The organism is Vibrio sp. A1-b2, from assembly GCF_021726015.1.
Classification (GTDB): domain Bacteria; phylum Pseudomonadota; class Gammaproteobacteria; order Enterobacterales; family Vibrionaceae; genus Vibrio; species Vibrio diazotrophicus.
Window position 1 is genome coordinate 203,859 of sequence record NZ_JAKKCI010000006.1, and the last position, 17,500, is coordinate 221,358.

19 protein-coding genes are annotated in these 17,500 nt (G+C 45.0%); 6 read left to right on the forward strand and 13 right to left on the reverse strand.

The genetic code is table 11. The features are described from left to right. Positions 1 to 220 precede the first annotated feature (220 nt). From mpl to thiQ, 5 genes are all read left to right on the forward strand, one after another. Entirely contained in the window at positions 221 to 1,579 is a 1,359-nt protein-coding gene (gene mpl / locus L3V23_RS14705; protein WP_102966284.1) for a UDP-N-acetylmuramate:L-alanyl-gamma-D-glutamyl-meso-diaminopimelate ligase, read from the forward strand. Positions 1,580 to 1,593: 14 nt separating this feature from the next. Continuing rightward, positions 1,594 to 2,214, forward strand: coding sequence for a flavin prenyltransferase UbiX (locus tag L3V23_RS14710; RefSeq protein WP_102966283.1), 621 nt, complete (start codon positions 1,594 to 1,596; stop codon positions 2,212 to 2,214). 267 nt (positions 2,215 to 2,481) lie between these two features. After that, positions 2,482 to 3,468 (forward strand): thiamine ABC transporter substrate binding subunit, encoded by a 987-nt coding sequence (gene thiB, locus L3V23_RS14715; RefSeq protein ID WP_237292449.1) that lies wholly within the window; start codon positions 2,482 to 2,484, stop codon positions 3,466 to 3,468. A 20-nt stretch (positions 3,469 to 3,488) separates the two neighbouring features. Beyond that, positions 3,489 to 5,087 carry a thiamine/thiamine pyrophosphate ABC transporter permease ThiP gene (thiP, locus tag L3V23_RS14720; protein WP_102966363.1) on the forward strand — a complete coding sequence of 533 codons (1,599 nt, stop codon included), beginning with the start codon at positions 3,489 to 3,491 and terminating at the stop codon, positions 5,085 to 5,087. Then, positions 5,081 to 5,785, forward strand: coding sequence for a thiamine ABC transporter ATP-binding protein (gene thiQ, locus L3V23_RS14725; RefSeq protein WP_102966281.1), 705 nt, complete (start codon positions 5,081 to 5,083; stop codon positions 5,783 to 5,785). Before thiP ends, thiQ begins: the two co-directional genes overlap by 7 nt. A 46-nt stretch (positions 5,786 to 5,831) precedes the next feature. On the opposite strand, the gene yjgA is transcribed toward thiQ, so the two are convergent. Then, on the reverse strand, positions 5,832 to 6,362 hold the full coding sequence (gene yjgA, locus L3V23_RS14730) for a ribosome biogenesis factor YjgA (RefSeq protein WP_042485309.1): 531 nt from the start codon (positions 6,360 to 6,362) through the stop codon (positions 5,832 to 5,834). Positions 6,363 to 6,482: 120 nt separating this feature from the next. Here yjgA and pmbA point away from each other — a divergent pair, with 120 nt between their 5' ends. After that, on the forward strand, positions 6,483 to 7,826 hold the full coding sequence (pmbA, locus tag L3V23_RS14735; protein ID WP_102966280.1) for a metalloprotease PmbA: 1,344 nt from the start codon (positions 6,483 to 6,485) through the stop codon (positions 7,824 to 7,826). A 56-nt stretch (positions 7,827 to 7,882) separates the two neighbouring features. Here pmbA and mgtE read toward each other — a convergent pair whose 3' ends face one another. The 12 genes from mgtE to L3V23_RS14795 form a co-directional block, all read right to left on the reverse strand. Beyond that, positions 7,883 to 9,238 (reverse strand): magnesium transporter, encoded by a 1,356-nt coding sequence (gene mgtE, locus L3V23_RS14740; RefSeq protein WP_102966279.1) that lies wholly within the window; start codon positions 9,236 to 9,238, stop codon positions 7,883 to 7,885. Positions 9,239 to 9,464: 226 nt separating this feature from the next. Continuing rightward, positions 9,465 to 9,743 (reverse strand): HPr family phosphocarrier protein, encoded by a 279-nt coding sequence (locus tag L3V23_RS14745; RefSeq protein WP_042485320.1) that lies wholly within the window; start codon positions 9,741 to 9,743, stop codon positions 9,465 to 9,467. A 10-nt stretch (positions 9,744 to 9,753) separates the two neighbouring features. After that, positions 9,754 to 10,614 (reverse strand): RNase adapter RapZ, encoded by an 861-nt coding sequence (gene rapZ, locus L3V23_RS14750; RefSeq protein WP_102954016.1) that lies wholly within the window; start codon positions 10,612 to 10,614, stop codon positions 9,754 to 9,756. 19 nt (positions 10,615 to 10,633) lie between these two features. Beyond that, positions 10,634 to 11,092 carry a PTS IIA-like nitrogen regulatory protein PtsN gene (gene ptsN / locus L3V23_RS14755; protein ID WP_042485329.1) on the reverse strand — a complete coding sequence of 153 codons (459 nt, stop codon included), beginning with the start codon at positions 11,090 to 11,092 and terminating at the stop codon, positions 10,634 to 10,636. 2 nt (positions 11,093 to 11,094) lie between these two features. Next, entirely contained in the window at positions 11,095 to 11,382 is a 288-nt protein-coding gene (gene hpf, locus L3V23_RS14760; RefSeq protein ID WP_042485332.1) for a ribosome hibernation promoting factor, read from the reverse strand. A gap of 23 nt (positions 11,383 to 11,405) precedes the next feature. Beyond that, positions 11,406 to 12,869, reverse strand: coding sequence for an RNA polymerase factor sigma-54 (locus L3V23_RS14765; protein ID WP_042485335.1), 1,464 nt, complete (start codon positions 12,867 to 12,869; stop codon positions 11,406 to 11,408). 43 nt (positions 12,870 to 12,912) lie between these two features. Beyond that, positions 12,913 to 13,638, reverse strand: a complete 726-nt coding sequence (lptB, locus tag L3V23_RS14770; RefSeq protein WP_042485337.1) for an LPS export ABC transporter ATP-binding protein — start codon at positions 13,636 to 13,638, stop codon at positions 12,913 to 12,915. 2 nt (positions 13,639 to 13,640) lie between these two features. Continuing rightward, positions 13,641 to 14,138, reverse strand: coding sequence for a lipopolysaccharide transport periplasmic protein LptA (lptA, locus tag L3V23_RS14775; protein ID WP_102941123.1), 498 nt, complete (start codon positions 14,136 to 14,138; stop codon positions 13,641 to 13,643). Then, positions 14,119 to 14,682, reverse strand: a complete 564-nt coding sequence (gene lptC / locus L3V23_RS14780; RefSeq protein ID WP_042485343.1) for an LPS export ABC transporter periplasmic protein LptC — start codon at positions 14,680 to 14,682, stop codon at positions 14,119 to 14,121. Before lptC ends, lptA begins: the two co-directional genes overlap by 20 nt. Then, positions 14,679 to 15,236: a 3-deoxy-manno-octulosonate-8-phosphatase KdsC gene (kdsC, locus tag L3V23_RS14785; RefSeq protein WP_102954017.1), complete on the reverse strand. Its 558-nt coding sequence runs from the start codon at positions 15,234 to 15,236 to the stop codon at positions 14,679 to 14,681. Before kdsC ends, lptC begins: the two co-directional genes overlap by 4 nt. Then, positions 15,236 to 16,210, reverse strand: a complete 975-nt coding sequence (locus L3V23_RS14790) for a KpsF/GutQ family sugar-phosphate isomerase (RefSeq protein ID WP_102962902.1) — start codon at positions 16,208 to 16,210, stop codon at positions 15,236 to 15,238. The genes kdsC and L3V23_RS14790 overlap by 1 nt, the downstream gene beginning before the upstream one ends. 12 nt (positions 16,211 to 16,222) lie before the next feature. After that, entirely contained in the window at positions 16,223 to 17,188 is a 966-nt protein-coding gene (locus L3V23_RS14795) for a calcium/sodium antiporter (RefSeq protein WP_102954019.1), read from the reverse strand. Positions 17,189 to 17,500 lie beyond the last annotated feature (312 nt).

Sequence of the window (17,500 nt, forward strand, 5' to 3'; positions counted from 1 at the left end):
GGGGCTGTGAGGTGTTCTCTGTTGGAACTTTTTTGACACGCGCGCCCGCAAAGAGTTTAGGTCTTTTATCTTTTTACGGGTACTGAACTAACTGTTTGATATCTCATTTTTTATGTCGACTTATTACAAATTACATTGCTCTGATCTTCGATGCTCGCTTTTACGATGCGAATGAGGATAATGGGAGCCAATACAGTAAAGCGTGAAGAGATTAAGCTCTATGCATATTCATATCTTAGGAATTTGTGGCACATTCATGGGGGGCGTTGCGATGTTGGCGCGTCAGTTGGGTCACAAAGTTACCGGTAGCGATGCCAATGTTTATCCGCCAATGAGCACCATGCTCGAGTCGCAAGGGATCGAAATAATTGAAGGTTTTGACACTACCCAGTTTGAGCCGAAGCCTGACTTGGTGGTGATTGGTAACGCGATGAGTCGTGGTAATCCATGTGTTGAATATGTGCTGAACAACAATTTACGTTATGTTTCAGGACCGCAGTGGTTACAAGAGTTTCTTTTGCATGATCGTTGGATACTGGCTGTTTCAGGAACACACGGTAAAACGACCACGTCCAGTATGCTGACATGGGTGCTTGAGCACTGTGGCTACCAACCGGGTTTTTTGGTTGGCGGAGTACTGGGTAATTTCGGAATTTCAGCGCGTTTGGGCGAAAGCATGTTTTTTGTAGTGGAAGCTGATGAATATGACAGTGCTTTTTTCGACAAGCGTTCTAAGTTTGTTCATTACCATCCTAGAACATTGGTGATGAATAATCTGGAGTTTGATCATGCAGATATCTTCGATAATCTTGAAGCGATCAAGCGTCAATTCCATCATTTAGTCAGAACTGTGCCGGGCAACGGTCGTATCTTCGCACCAATGCAAGATGAAGCATTACAAGATGTTTTACAGCGTGGTTGTTGGAGTGAAACTGAGTTCAGTGGTGATAATGCTGACTGGCAAGCAGAAAAAATCACTAAAGATGGTTCTCAATTCCATATTCTGTTTAAAAATACACGTGTTGGAACGGTTAAGTGGGATTTAGTGGGTGATCATAACGTCAGCAATGCTCTGATGGCTGTAGCAGCGGCACGTCATGTGGGAGTCACGCCTGATCTGGCTTGTGAAGCCTTAGGGTCTTTTATCAACACCAAACGCCGCCTAGAGCTCAAAGGCGAAGCTGCGGGGGTGACTGTGTATGACGATTTTGCTCATCATCCAACGGCGATTGAACTGACTTTAGATGGTCTGCGCAATAAAGTGGGTGACAAGAAAATCATCGCGGTATTGGAACCTCGTTCAGCGACAATGAAGCTGGGTGTACATAAAGAAACCTTGGCTCAGTCACTTCACGCGGCAGATTCGGTTTACTTGTTCCAGCCAGCAACGATCCCTTGGTCTGTTCAGGATGTGGCTGAGCAGTGTGCACAACCGGCTCAGGTCAGCGATAATATTGATGAATTCGTTGCAATGATCTGTTCTGAAGCACAAGCCGGCGATCAGATTCTGGTGATGAGTAACGGTGGTTTTAACGGTATTCACGATAAGTTACTCACAGCACTCAAAGCTAAACAGTAGAATATGAGAACGATATGAATCAAAGCAAAGCGATTACCTTAGCGTGGACAGGGGCATCAGGTGCTCCGTACGGGCTGCGTCTGTTGCAATGTCTACTCGCTGCGGATTACACCGTGTATCTGTTGATTTCGTCTGCGGCACGCGTGGTGTTGGCGACAGAGCACGATCTGAAACTGCCAAGTGGTCCTGATGCAGCGAAAGCGGCACTAGTCGAACATCTTCAGTGCGATGCTGAGAAGTTGATCGTTTGTGGTAAGGAAGATTGGTTCTCTCCTGTCGCGTCAGGCTCTGCGGCACCAAAACAGATGATCGTTTGTCCTTGCTCTACAGGTAGTGTGGCCGCTATTGCTCATGGCATGTCGGACAATCTTATTGAGCGTGCTGCGGACGTGGTGATGAAAGAGCGTGGTCAGCTTCTGCTGGTGGTGCGAGAAACGCCATTTTCGACGTTGCATCTGGAGAACATGCATAAGCTTTCGCAAATGGGCGTCACGATTATGCCTGCTGCTCCGGGTTTCTATCATCAGCCTAAATCGATTGATGATCTGGTTGATTTTATGGTCGCTCGTATATTGGATCATCTGGGCATTGAGCAAACTTTAGTGCCACGCTGGGGCTATGATTCGCGCAAGTAACGTATAAGTAGCATCTATTTTCATTTACATTTACAATCCACTTTACTCACGGGGGGCTAACCATTCACCAGATGAATGGCGCTGAGATCAAGCTGAGCTTGGGACCCGCAGTCCATTATTATTTTAATAGTGGTATTTACCTGAACCAGATAATGCTGGCGTAGGAATTGAGTTGGGAATGTGATAATCAAACATCCGATTATTCCTGTCCTCCCTCAAGCCTGTCAGCTCTGAGGAGAGCGAGCCTTGAACACCAAATTTTCTGCCATTGCTTTGGCAACTTTATCGTTTATTGCAACATCATCTAGTACAGCTTTCGCTGCCGATAACACTCTAACTGTCTATACCTATGACTCATTTGCTGCTGAGTGGGGGCCTGGTCCTGCTATTGAGAAAGCATTTGAAGCTCAATGTGGCTGTGATTTGAATTTTGTCGCTCTGGATGACGGTGTGTCTATCTTGAACCGCCTGCGTCTAGAGGGCGATAAAACCAAAGCAGACATCGTATTAGGTTTAGACAACAACCTTATGGTAGAAGCGAAGCAAACCGGTTTGTTGGCACCACACTCTGTTGATACACAGTCTCTTCAAGTGCCGAACGGCTGGAGCGATGACACTTTCGTTCCTTACGACTATGGCTACTTTGCTTTTGTTTACAACAAAGAAAAATTGGCCAATCCACCGAAAAGCCTAAAAGAACTGGTTGAAAGCCGTGATGATCTGAAAGTGATTTATCAAGACCCACGTACTTCGACACCGGGTCAAGGCCTGTTGCTTTGGATTAAGTCTGTTTATGGCGACAACGCCACAGAAGCATGGAAGAGCTTAGCGAAGAAAACGGTGACTGTGACTAAAGGTTGGTCTGAGTCTTATTCTATGTTCTTGAAAGGCGAGTCGGACTTAGTTCTTTCCTACACTACTTCTCCTGCATACCACCTGATTGCTGAAAATGACGCTCGCTTTGCAACAGCTGATTTCTCTGAAGGCCATTATATGCAAGTTGAAGTTGCTGCGAAGGTGAAAACCAGCCAGCATCAAAAACTCGCTGATGAGTTTATGAGCTTTATTCTTAGCAATGATTTTCAGTCTGTGATTCCAACAGGCAACTGGATGTATCCGGTGACAAACACGGAACTACCAGAAGGGTTTGATTCACTTTCAGTACCGCAAAAATCGTTAACTTTCACCGCAGACGAAGTGGCAAAAGAGCGTAAAGCTTGGGTTCGTGAATGGCAAAACGCCTTAACTTTTTAACGTCTAAGGTTTAAGTGAGTTTGAACTCTGTACCTAAAATAGGCATTGGGGTCGCGATACTGGTCGCGACCTTTGTCATTTCTGCATTGTGCGCGTTACTTCTTCACGCACCTAGCCTGAACTTCGCTCAGGTCTGGCAGGATCCGTATTATCGCCACGTCACTCAGTTTAGCTTTTATCAAGCCAGCCTATCGATGTTGCTCAGTGTCGGCTTCGCGGTTCCGGTCGCCCATGCGTTATACAGACGGCGATTCTGGGGGAGAAGCCTGCTGATCAAACTGTTTGCCACAACACTGGTGCTTCCGGTGCTGGTGGGTGTGTTTGGCCTGTTGGCAATATACGGCAACAGTGGATTGCTGGCGGAAGTACTGAGTTGGTTTGAACTGAACCTGCCTTTTTCTATCTACGGATTGAACGGCATTTTACTGGCACATTTTTTCTTTAACCTTCCCTACGCCAGTCGTTTGTTACTGCAAGCATTAGAATCCATTCCTGATGAGCAGCATAAGTTGTGCGCGCATTTGGGGATGAGCCACTGGCATAAGTTTCGTTGGGTGGAGTGGCCACGAATTCGTCAGCAATTACCTCATGTTTGTGGATTAGTGTTTATGTTGTGCTTCACCAGTTTTGCCACCGTAATGGCACTGGGAGGAGGACCTAAGTCAACCACCATAGAGCTTGCTATCTACCAAGCGATTAAGTTTGATTTCGACCTGCAAGCTGGTGCTCTATTGGCGTTATGGCAGATCATTCTTTGCAGCGTTTTGTATTTGTCGATTCAGAAACTCGCCAAGCCGGTAGCCGTAACCGCGGGTAATGTGGCAACGCACACCGTGGTTAGTAGAGATTCAACCAAGGCACGTTGTTGGGACGGGTTCTGGATTCTGTTCGTTATTGTGCTTGTGGTACCGCCGCTATTGATGGTGGTGTTAAGTGGTATTAACTGGCAGGCTCTCTCAGTGTTATCGGATAGCCTGTTCTGGAATGCGTTTTCTGCATCCATACAGGTGGCGGCTCTTGCGTCTTCATTCGCTTTGGTTGCGGGCATTGCTATTCTGATGACTACTCGTTTTTGGCGTATCCGATATCAAACAGCAAAAGCGACCACGCTTGAACTAACCGGAACCATCATTCTTGTTACTCCGGGATTAGTCGTCAGTACAGGGTTGTTTTTGTTGCTGCGCAGTTTTACCGATGCGTTCAGTTTTGCATTTTGGGTTGTAGTGGCCGTTAATGCTCTGATGGCTTTACCTTATGTGTTGAAAACACTGGCTCAGCCTATGCTGCATATTGAGCAACAGTATCAGTTTCTTTGTGCGTCGTTGGGTATTCGCGGCTGGCATCGAATCAGATTAATTGAAGGAAAAGCGTTGAGTAAGCCGATGGCGCATGCGTTTGCAATCAGCTTCTTGCTCTCTATGGGTGATCTCAGCGCGATAGCTTTATTTGGCAGCCAAGATTTCCGAACTCTGCCACTGTATTTATTCCAGCTACTCGGCAGTTACCAAATGGAGTCTGCTGCGGTGGTATCACTCACCTTGTTACTTATGAGTGTCGGCTGTTTTGTTGTGATCGAAAAACTCTTTATTGCTCATTCTTCCAGAGGTCGTGAATGTTAGTTTTAGAAAACGTACGCTATGAATATCAAAATGAGTGGTTTGAGTTTTGTTTGAATATCACTCAAGGCATGATTGTTTCTTTGATGGGACCAAGTGGTGCAGGCAAATCGACTTTGCTCAGTTTGGTGGCTGGATTCATTGAGCCGGACAGTGGAAACGTGAGTGTTGCAGGCGAGTCACTTCTGGGTAAAGAACCCTATCAGCGCCCATTCTCAATGTTGTTCCAAGAGCACAACTTGTTTGCCCATTTGACTGTACGAGAAAACATCGCGTTGGGTTTGAATCCAAGCCTGAAGTTAACCGCGCAGCAAAAAGAACAAGTTGATATTGCGGCAAAACAGGTAGGGGTAGAGGAGTTCATGAATCGTCTGCCTCAAAGTCTTTCAGGTGGTCAGCGTCAGAGAGTGGCTCTCGCTCGATGTTTTGTTCAGTCGCATCCCATTTGGTTGCTTGATGAACCGTTTTCAGCGTTGGATCCTCTGCTACGAGAGGAGATGCTCAGCTTAGTCAAACGCTTAGCAACAGAGCGCAATATTACCGTGGTGATGGTGACTCACCATCTGAGTGATGCGAAAGCGATAGCTTCACATTTTGCATTTCTGGCTGAGGGACAGGTGCAAGTGTTTGATGAGGTTGATGCGTTGTCATCTTCGCATTCGCATCCATTGCTCAGTGACTTCGTCAGAGCCGGAGAATAATAAAAAGCCTCACATTGGTGAGGCTTTTTTAATGCAAGAAATCGCGTTACAAAATTGATGCGTCGTTATGTTCTTTCAATACTTGGAAGATTTCACGAGACGCTTTTGGTGGCTTATTCGCTTCTTTCTCTTTCTTCGCTTGGCGAGCAAGTTGACGTAAGCGTTGGCGATCCATTTCTGGATATAAAACCATTGCGTCGTTAATAGCATCATCACCTTGCTCAACGATACGGTCACGCATCTGTTCAAGCTTGTGTAATACCGCCGTATTTTGTGAGTGTTTGTTGCGTAATTTGTCCAGCGCCGCTTGGATTGGCTCAGGATCGATAGTACGCATCATTTTACCGATGTATTGCAGTTGACGACGTCTAGCTTCCATGTTGAAACGTTGCGCATCTTTGATTGCCAGTAGCAAATCTTCAGGCATCGGTATTTTTGATAACTGTGATGATTTCAAACCAACCAGTTCTTCACCGAGCTTTTGCAGCGCAGTCATGTCATTTTTCATTTCGGTTTTACTAACCCAAATGATCTCCTCTTCTTCTTCCCAAGGAGCTTTTTGGTTTTTACGTGCCATTTTCTTCAACTATTGAGGTGTATATGTCAGCTATTTTAGCAAGAATCGTGGGGAGAAAGCGAAATTCTTGTTACTCTATAGCTAAGTAATTATTTCGAAAGCTCAATAGTTGGATGAGATATGGATGTAAAACAGCAAGTCGCTATGCAGCGTACCGAACTTGAAGCCGCAGTTGCGAAAGCGCTAGAGATGGCATCAGCCAGTGCAGATGCAGCTGAAGTTGCCATTACCAAGAGCACTGGTTTAAGTGTTTCTACTCGCATGTGCGAAGTAGAGAATGTTGAATTTAATAGTGATGGTGCTTTAGGTATCACTGTATATCGTGGGCAACGTAAAGGCAGCGCCTCAACTTCTGACTTAAGTGAAAAAGCGATTCAGCAGACGGTAATGGCAGCGTTAGATATCGCGAAATACACGTCGGAAGATCCATTCGCTGGACCAGCGCCTAAAGAGCTGATGGTAAAAGAGATCCCGGATTTAGATCTGTTTTACCCCAATGCGATTGATCCAGACAGCGCAGCTAAGATTGCAATAGCCGCTGAGCAAGCCGCACTGAATGTTAGCGACAGAATCAAACAAAGTGATGGTGCAAGTTATGACAGCCATTACGGCGTTAAAGTGTACGGAAACAGTCACGGCCTGCTGGGTAGTTATGCGTCCAGTCGTCACAGTATTAGTTGCTGTGTGATTGGTGAAGGCAAAAATGGTGAGATGGAACGCGATTACAGCTACACCGTAGCTCGTCATTGCGATGATTTGTGGTCTCCAGAAGTCGTGGGTAAAGACGCAGCTGAGAAAACCGTAAGCCGACTAGATGCGCAGAAATTGAAAACAGGTAAGTTCCCTGTGATGTTTGCAGCCGATGTGGCTACGGGACTGCTTGGCCACTTAGTGATGGCCATCAGCGGCGGCAATCTATACCGTAAGTCATCATTCTTACTTGATCACTTAGGTAAACAAATTCTTCCTAGCTGGTTTAACGTTTCAGAACGCCCTCATATTCTGCGAGGCCTTGCGTCGAGTCCGTTTGACAGTGAAGGGGTGAGAACCGTTGATACTGAAATCATTACTGACGGTGTGCTTTCAACTTATCTTCTTACCAGCTATGCGGCGAGAAAAATGGGTATGACACCAACAGGGCATGCTGGTGGCATTCACAACTGCTTTGTGAAATCGACAGGGCAGAATTTCGAGCAAATGCTGAAAGAGCTTGGTACCGGTCTGCTAGTGACAGAAGTCATGGGGCAAGGCGTGAATGTTGTCACTGGTGACTATTCTCGCGGTGCGGCGGGTTTTTGGGTTGAAAACGGAGTGATTCAGTATCCGGTATCGGAAATCACCATCGCTGGCAATCTGAAAGATATGTTCAATCAGATTGTGGCTGTCGGTAGCGATGTAGAAACGCGTTCGCAAATCCAGACGGGTTCTATTTTGCTGGAGTCGATGAAAGTCGCAGGCGAGTAAATTGCGAGAACAAAAAAGCGCTGATGAAATTTCAGCGCTTTTTTTATGCTTGTTTTTCAGATAAAAAGGGTAGCTAAACCTAAAAATACCGATAAGCCAACCACATCGGTAATGGTAGTCAGTGCCATACCGCCAGCCAGTGCGGGGTCGATGTTCATTTTCTTCAGTATGACTGGAATCATTACACCTGCGACACCTGCCACGAAGAGATTGGTCATCATAGCTGCTGAGATAATGCCACCCAACATCCATTCACCTTTCCAAGCAACGACAATAGCACCAATGATCAGAGCCCAAAGGATACCGTTTAGAAATCCGATAGAGGCTTCTTTGAGTAACAACTCGCGTTTGTTACTGTCACCGATATGACCTAAAGCTAAGCCTCGAATGACCAGTGCGACTGTCTGGTTACCAGCTACACCGCCCATTGAGGGCACAATGGTCATCAACACGGCAATCGCCGCCATTTGGTCCAGAGTGGCTTCAAACATGTTTGATACAGAAGCGGCCGCTAATGCCGCTAACACGTTCGCACCAAGCCATATACTGCGTTTACGAGCGGATTGAACAACAGGAGCGAAGGTATCTTCGTCATCATCCATACCGGCCATACTCATCATCGAGTGTTCTGCATCTTCACGGATAACGTCAACCACGTCATCGATAGTGATACGGCCAACAAGATGCTGGTTTTCATCAACTACAGGTGCTGAGATCCAGTTACGACGTTCGAACAGGCTAGCAACGTCTGAGTCTTTGGTATCGACTTTAATTGCTTCGTCTGCGTCTTCCATGATGTCGCTGACAGAAACATCCACCTGAGCGGTGATCAGCGCTGTTAACGATAGATGACCAATCAGACGGCTTTCCGCGTCGATAACATAAAGAGCATCGGTGGCTTCTGGAAGTTCACCTTTCATTCTCAGGTAACGTAATACAACATCGACATCAACATCACCACGGATGGTGATAACGTCGGTGTTCATCAAGCCGCCAGCGGTATCTTCAGGATAGGACAGCGCCGTTTCTACACGCAGACGGTCAGCGGAGTCCATCTGATCGAGAACTTCGCGAGAGAGATCGTCAGGTAAGCTACGAAGAACATAGGCAACATCATCAGTGTCCATGCCTTCGGTTGCTTCTGCCAGTTTCTCAGGCGCCATTTTCGATACGAGGGCATCTTTGACGTCTTCGTTTAGTTCATCAAGAATTTCACCGTAATCTTCAGGATCGGTCAGTTGCCACAGTACGTTACGTGCTTTGCGAGGCGAGGCTTCAAGTAGATGTGCAATGTCTTCTGGCTCCATGTCTTGTAGTTGTCTACGGACATGGACGAAGCGACCATTTTCTAATGCTTCTGTGATTTCTTGGAGGGTGTTATGTGCTTGGTCAAACTCGATTTGCTCGGCCATGGCTTCCTCCTCGTGAATGAATACTTACAATGCGCAGCATAGTAACTTAATTCTATGCCTTATTTAATAGTAACTTGTTGGCAAAGATTAATTATTTGTCTCTCCATAACTTAACGATGACATTCGATGGGGTAATTCTATTCATCGCGATCATGAATTGCATTCACTTATCGGTGTCTTGACTGAATACTCCTGCACTTGTGCAGATAACATTCATTGTGGCGTGTTATTCGTCTTCGTCGAATTTATCTTCAATTAGATGGCAAACGGCATCGAGGGCTTGTTCTGCTTGTGAACCTTCGGCTGAAATGGTTACGTTCTGCCCTTGAGCCGATTCGAGCATTAGTAGACCCATGACGCTGTCTGCTGTCGCTTCTTTACCTTCTTGGCTTTGAATGGTCAGAATTGCATCAAAGGACTGCGCCAACTCTACTAGCTTGACTGCCGCTCGTGCGTGTAAACCAAGGCGATTCTGGATAAGAACAGTACGGCTAGATTGCGGCATAGGGCATCCTCTATGAGTGATTTTTTTCCAGTGAAGTATGGCGAATTTGTACTTGATGACCCAACAGTGAGAAGTATTCTCCCAGTTGTTGCGTCAAATAAACGGAGCGGTGTTTACCGCCAGTACAACCAATGGCAATGGTTAGGTAACTGCGGTTATTTTTCTCTAACAGTGGAAGCCAATACTCAAAGAAGTGCTGAATCTGCTGTTTTAGTTCAATCACTTCTTTATGGCTCTCTAAAAAAGATTTAATCGGAGCATCTAACCCTGTCAACGGGCGAAGCTCAGGCTGCCAATGAGGGTTCGGTAAAAAGCGAACGTCGAACACGTAATCGGCATCACTCGGTAAGCCGTATTTAAAGCCAAAAGACTCAAACACCATCACTAGGTCTTTACGACCTCGGCCTTCGATACGCATTCTGACCGTTTCACTCAGATCGTGCAGCGATTTACCTGTGCTGTCTAACAGTAAATCTGCTTGTTCTTTCAGAGGCTCCAACAAGCGTTTTTCAAGCTCAATGGCTTGTTCTAATGTTGGCTTCTTGTCACTGAGTGAAAGGGGATGGATACGGCGAGTTTCGCTATAGCGTTTGAGTAACGTCTCTTTGCTTGCATCAAGAAACAATACGCTCACATCGTTGTTTTGCTTGAGTTGCTGAAGGATATCTTCAACCAGTGTTGGTTCTTTTGGCAGGTTACGAATGTCGATACTGACGGCAACGTTTTGTTTACTGCCTTTGACCGATTGGATAAATGAGTCCAACAGCACCACAGGCAGGTTATCAACGCAGTAATAACCCAAATCTTCCAGAACTCTCAGCGCAACGCTTTTGCCTGCGCCGGATTGACCACTAACAACGATTAAACGCATAAGGCATACCTTAGGGTGGTTATTGAACCATTGGTGGCTGAACCATTATGTTGTACAGCTCTTCGTCGCTTTGAGCGTTGCGAAGCTGCTTTAACGTTTGTTTGTCGTTCAAGCGCTCCGCCATGCAGGAAAGGGTTTTCAAATGCTCTTTGCATTGTTCTTCAGGAACAAGTAGTGCAAATAGAAGGTCAACAGGACGATTATCGATAGAATCAAATTCGATAGGTTCTTCACATTGAAGTAATACCGCAACAGCGTTATCACTTGATGCCATTCGGGCATGTGGAATAGCTATGCCATTACCAATACCGGTACTGCCCATCTTTTCACGGCTGAGCATGCATTCGAATAGTTCAGTTGCATTTTGTCCGGTGTATTCTGCAGCGATTTCGCTGATGATTTCTAGGGCTCTTTTTTTACTAGAGCATTGAACTGCACTTTTTGTGCAGCTCAATGAAAGTACTTCGCTTAATTGCATGATTAATGGCTACTTAGCTTTTCTTTATGCTTGTTGAGTTGTCTAACGAGTTTATCCACCAGGCCATCTATCGCTGCGTACATATTTTCGTTGTCCGCAGTGGCGTGGATTTCCCCTTGATTTACGTGGAGCGTAGCTTCGGCGATCTGGTGCAATTTTTCAACACGTAAAATCACTTGAATGCTGTTTATATGATCAAAAAAGCGTTCTAGTTTTTCGAATTTGGAGTGAACATAGTCTTGCATTGAATCGGTAAGATCAATGTGATGGCCTTGGATATTGATTTGCATAGACTTTCCTTCTCTGTTTGGCCTTAAAGCAGGCGTTTACGCTGACTAGAGGGGGCTATTCCCAAAGATTCACGGTATTTCGCAATCGTTCGTCTTGCGACCTGAATCCCCTGATCAGCAAGTAGAGCCGCGATCTTACTGTCACTCAACGGTTTTGCTGGGGTTTCCGCAGCAACCAGTTTTTTGATCAGTGCACGAATCGCGGTAGATGAACATTCTCCACCATTGTCAGTGCTGACGTGACTAGAGAAAAAGTACTTCAGTTCAAATATACCTCGTGGGGTATGCATGTATTTCTGTGTCGTAACACGAGAAATGGTTGATTCATGCATTTCCACGGCTAAAGCGACGTCATTTAGGACCATCGGCTTCATGGCTTCTTCGCCATATTCAAAGAAATCACGCTGGTGTTCAACTATGCATTTGGCAACTTTGAGCAAAGTCTCGTTTCGACTTTCTAAGCTTTTGATTAACCATTTTGCCTCTTGCAAATTGGTGCGGATATAGTTGCTGTCTGCACTGTTACCGCGTCCAAGGTTTGCGTACTGCTGGTTCACTTTCAATTTTGGAACGCTGTCTGGATTGATGGTGACAATCCATTTGCCATGCTCTTTGTACACTGAAACGTCTGGAATTACGTACTCTGCGTGCTCAGTGGCAATGCGGCTACCTGGTCGTGGATCCAACTGTTGAATCAGTTGAAGCACTTCGCGTAAGTCCTCTTCTTTGAGTTTAGTCTCTTTCAATATGAGTTTGTAATCGCGATTACCAAGTTGATCGATATGATTAGCCAATATTTGTTTAGCACTGTCTAACCAAGGAGTATCTTTAGGGTAGGTTGCCAATTGTAAGAGTAGGCAATCTTGGAGGTTTAGAGAAGCAACGCCGAGTGGATCAAACTGTTGAATACGCTTTCGTACTGCTTCAATTTCGTCTAGTTCAATTTCTTCGCTGTGGAAGTTCTCTTGGATATCTTCTAAAGAAACGGTGAGATAACCGTAGTCGTCAATGGCATCGATTAACGCGAGAGCAATTGAGTGATCGTTTTCGCTAAAAGGGGTAAGGTCAAGTTGCCACAAAAGATAGTCTTGCAGTGTTTGTGTCGTTTCACCTTGGTACACAGGCATATCATCATCTAATGCGATACCTGTGCTACCTGTATTCGCGCTGTATACGTCATCCCACGTAGTGTCGATTTCCAATTCTGCGCTGATTTCGGATTTTTCAATCAGTTCAGAACTATCTTGAGGTTCAATCTCTAAGATATCGGCACTGTTATCTTTTTCCTCATGACTGTTCGTCAAGCTTTCAACCGATGACAGCTCATCTCCTGGTTCTTCAACATCCAATAGGGGATTTGAATCCAACGCCTCTTGGATCTCTTGTTGCAGATCGAGTGTTGACAGTTGCAATAAGCGAATGGCTTGCTGCAACTGTGGTGTCATAGCTAACTGTTGGCCTAACTTAAGCTGTAATGAGGGTTTCATTCAGTAACGACTACCTTGTTGTTAGAATTGCCCATGATATTAATCATAGACGGAATTGTTCACCGAGATATACCTGCTTAACTTGTTCGTTGTTCAGCACTTCCTGCGGCGTTCCTTCAGCGATGAGCTGCCCTTGACTTACAATATAAGCCTTTTCACATACGTCCAGAGTTTCCCGTACGTTGTGGTCAGTGATCAGGACTCCCAGTCCACGATCTCTTAAGTGTTCAATGATTTTTTTAATGTCGATAACGGAAATAGGGTCAACACCGGCGAAGGGTTCATCCAGCAAAATAAATTGCGGATTCGCAGCCAAAGCACGGGCAATTTCAACACGACGACGCTCACCACCAGACAATGCCATACCTGCACTGCTTCGGATATGCTGAATGTGGAATTCGTCGAGCAGATCTTCAAGCTTGTCTTGACGTTCTTCTCGGCTTAATTCTTCACGTGTTTGCAGTACGGCCATGATGTTATCTTCCACTGAAAGTTTGCGGAAGATGGACGCTTCTTGTGGCAAATAACCAATCCCCATACGAGAACGGCTATGCATTGGTAAAATACTGATGTCTTTATCATCAATACTGATGGTACCTTCGTCACGAGCTACCAAGCCTACAATCATGTAGAAAGAGGTGGTTTTTCCTGCGCCGTTTGGCCCTAGTAATCCAACAATCTGGCCTGATTCTACTTTTAGGCTTACGTCAGAGACGACTTTTCTTTTTTTGTAGCTTTTCGCTAAATGTTCTGCTTTTAGGATCGCCATAGTTATTCTTTTGGTGCTGCTTGTGGCTGAAGAACAGTGGATACTCGGCCACCGCCATTGCCGTCAGCAATAAGTTTTTGCGATGAAATTTGGTAGCGAATTTTGTTACCACGAATTTCACTGTCATCTTGAGACAGTAAGGCTTTATCTACCATGGTCAACTCATCGGCAGCCATTTTGTAATACAGCTCTTTTGCTTCACCGTACAGTGTTTTTCCATCGTCAGTCAGTTGAGAAAAAGTAGCTACATCACCATAGCCTTCTATTTCTTCAATTTGTCCGGTTTTTGCATTACGAATGACGATCAACTTATCAGCGTTGATATTAATGCTGCCCTGCTTCAGCTTTACATCGCCAAGGAAAGTAACTCGGTTACTTTTCATATCTAACTGTTGGCTGTCAGAGTCAATGTACACAGGTTGCTGGCTATCGGTTGATAGAGCAAGAGCCTGACCAGAAGTCAGTAAGCAAGCAATAAGACTAAGGTGTGAGAGTTTCATATCTACCTTGTACATGGTTATAAAGAACAGCCGAATGGTCACCAAAGTTACCTTTCATCGCCTGTCCATTTGTTTCAAATTGCGGACCGTTCAAATCTACTGGATTATCAGCCCAAAAATCACGGTTCTTGAGATGAATGCTCATTCTTGTTGTCGTGAGCTTATCAAAACCAGAATCATCGAGTAAATTCTTCACGATAACGTCATCATACAGCGTTAAGACGTTATCTTTAGCTAAAATACCGCGCTTTGCTGTGATCTCCCACTCTTGATTGCTTCCTTCTCGATAGATTTTTAATATCGGAGTATCAAAAATGGTATTGCCACTCTTGGCATAGTGATCCAAATGTGTCGATGTGATCACATAACTTCTTACGCCACTCTCGTTGTAAGAGACGTTATCTAAATTGATTCCGCTAAACATCGGTAGTTCCAAATTAGGAGCTACTTGGATGTCAGCCGTTTGTTCTTTGTCGAACAGGTAATAAGCTGACCATGAAGCGACAAACAGAAGTATCGTATAAAGAATACGAGACAAACTCATATACTTAAGCCTTTATGAACGTCCAACTCGTTACGTGCTTGTAGAATCAAATCACACACTTCACGTACTGCGCCACGTCCACCGTTAATTGTTGTTACATAGTTAGCGCGTTTGGCAAGCAGCGGATGCCCGTCTGCAACACAGACTTTAAGCGCTACTTTTTCCATTACTGGCCAATCGATTAAGTCATCACCAATATAGCCTGTATGTTGCGGTTCTATGGCTAATTTTTGGCAAATATCGTTGTACGCTTTCACTTTATCGTCTTGGCCTTGGTAAATAAGTTTTATACCAAGCGCATTCATGCGGTTTTCAACGATTTTTGATTGGCGACCAGTGATGATGGCGACTTCAATTCCCGCATTCATCAGTGATTTTACGCCATAGCCATCACGGGTGTGGAATGTCTTCAGTTCTTCGCCGTCATTGCCCATGTAGACTAAGCCATCGGAAAACACACCATCAACATCGCAAATTAGCAGTTTTATCTCTTTTGCGATAGCAAGAATAGAAGTGTCAACCTCGCCATAAAGCGTTTCGACAGTCTGAGCCATTACATCACCCCTGCTTTAAGCAAGTCATGCATGTTTAATGCGCCCACCACTTTACCATCTTCCACCAGCATTAAGCCGTTAATGCGCTTTTCCTGCATCAGGTTTAGACCTTCAACAGCCAGCAAGTTTGGTGAAGCCACAGTCGGGTTCTTCGTCATTACTTCACTGATGGTTGCGGTATGGATATCAATGCGTTTATCAAGAATTCGACGTAAATCGCCATCAGTAAAAATGCCGATCAGATGATCGTCTTCATCGGTTACCGCTGTCATTCCTAAGCCTTTCTGGCTAATTTCTAACAGTGCTTCTCTGACCAATGCTGTTGGTTTTACTTTTGGCAGAGCTTCACCGAAATGCATGATGTCGGCGAGTTTCATTAGCAGTTTACGGCCTAAGGCACCACCCGGGTGAGAAAGCGCAAAGTCTTCCGCAGTAAATCCACGAGCCTGCAATAATGCGACAGCTAATGCATCACCCATTACCAAGGTTGCTGTGGTACTGGATGTCGGAGCTAGACCAAGAGGGCAAGCCTCTTTCGGAACCGTAATTTGTAAATGGATATCGGACAGTTTTGCCATGTTTGACTGAGGGTTGCCAGTCATACTGATAATGCGATTGTTTAATCGTTTCAATACTGGAAATAGAGAGAGAATTTCAGCTGATTCTCCTGAGTTCGATATTGCTAAAACGATGTCACCGTGTTCGATCATACCCAAATCGCCGTGAGACGCTTCCCCGGGATGAACAAAAAATGCTGAAGTGCCAGTACTGGCCAGTGTCGCCGCTATTTTTTTACCAATATGGCCCGATTTACCAATACCCATAACTACAACTTTGCCATTTTTGTTATCCAGCATCATTTCACAGGCGTGGACAAAGTCGTCATTGATATATTGGTCTAGCTGCTGTAATGCTTCGATTTCCGTTGTCAGCACTTGCTGAGCAACACTGCGGTAGTCAAAGTTATTAGACATATTACGCTCCAATTACGCTGCCATATTCATAAATAGATAAGTTTGGTACGCCAAAAAGGTGATGCACAGAATCGCACCTTCAATGCGATTTATGCTGCGCGATTTACCCAACGCCATCACCACTAGCAGAAGAGAGACGCCAAGCATGACCCAAAAGTCTCGTCCCATCGCGTGTTCACTCAGGATCGAAGGGTTCAAAATACCCGGAATACCCATCACGGCTAAGATATTAAATACGTTTGAACCGACAATATTACCAACCGCCATGTCATCTTCACCTTTTAGAACACCAGCAACAGAAGCGGCAAGTTCAGGAAGACTGGTACCGACTGCGATAATCGTCAAACCGATCACAAGATCGCTCATTCCGAAATACTTAGCGATAATGACGGCATTGTCGACAAGCAAACCAGCAGAGACTGGGAGCAGAATCAAACCAACCGCGATCCAAATGGCTGCTTTAGAATTGCTTACGCCATCTGGTATTTCCGACTCTTGCTCTTTTAATAGAAGATCGTCATTTGTCTGTTCGTTGCGGCTGATTTTTAGCATTGCGAGGATAAATACCCCGAACAGAGCGAACAGCAATACGCCTTCATAGAAGCCTAGGTGGTTATTCCACATAATCACACCCGCTAACAGAGTCACAGCGATCATCAGAGGGAACTCTCTGCGAAGCACTGGAGAACTGATAGCAAGTGGTTTAATCAATGCTGTAATACCTAAAATAAGGGCGATGTTCGCAATATTGGAACCCAGTACGTTGCCCACGGCGGTATCTGTTTTGCCATCGAGTGCTGCTGTTGCTGAAACCATCATTTCAGGAGCAGAAGAGCCCATGGCCAGAATTGTCATACCGATAACAAGTGGTGAGATTCCGAAGTTGCGTGCTAAAGCTGCAGAACCGAAGACAAGTTTATCGGCACTCCAAACTAAAATAATGAGACCTACAATTAGAAACGCAACAGCTTCGATCATGGTGATTCCTATACTTAATCAGCGACTAAAATGTTTAACCGCCGATTTTGACGCTTTGATAGGGAAAAGGGAAGTCGAAGTTCCAATTTATTGTTTTTAGTCTTGGGCAAATTTGTATACAAATGTAGAGGTAATGAAAAAATGCGCCTACGCTTGATGTAAAACGTAAAGATGGGCCTTTTATCAATAAATTGACCGATAAAACTGGAACTAAAGTCAGATTTTAGTTTCAATGTGGCTGCAATTGAACAGTGCTTTTAATTTGGGATGAATATGCTTATTATGGCCTATCACATGGATGAGAATCTTACA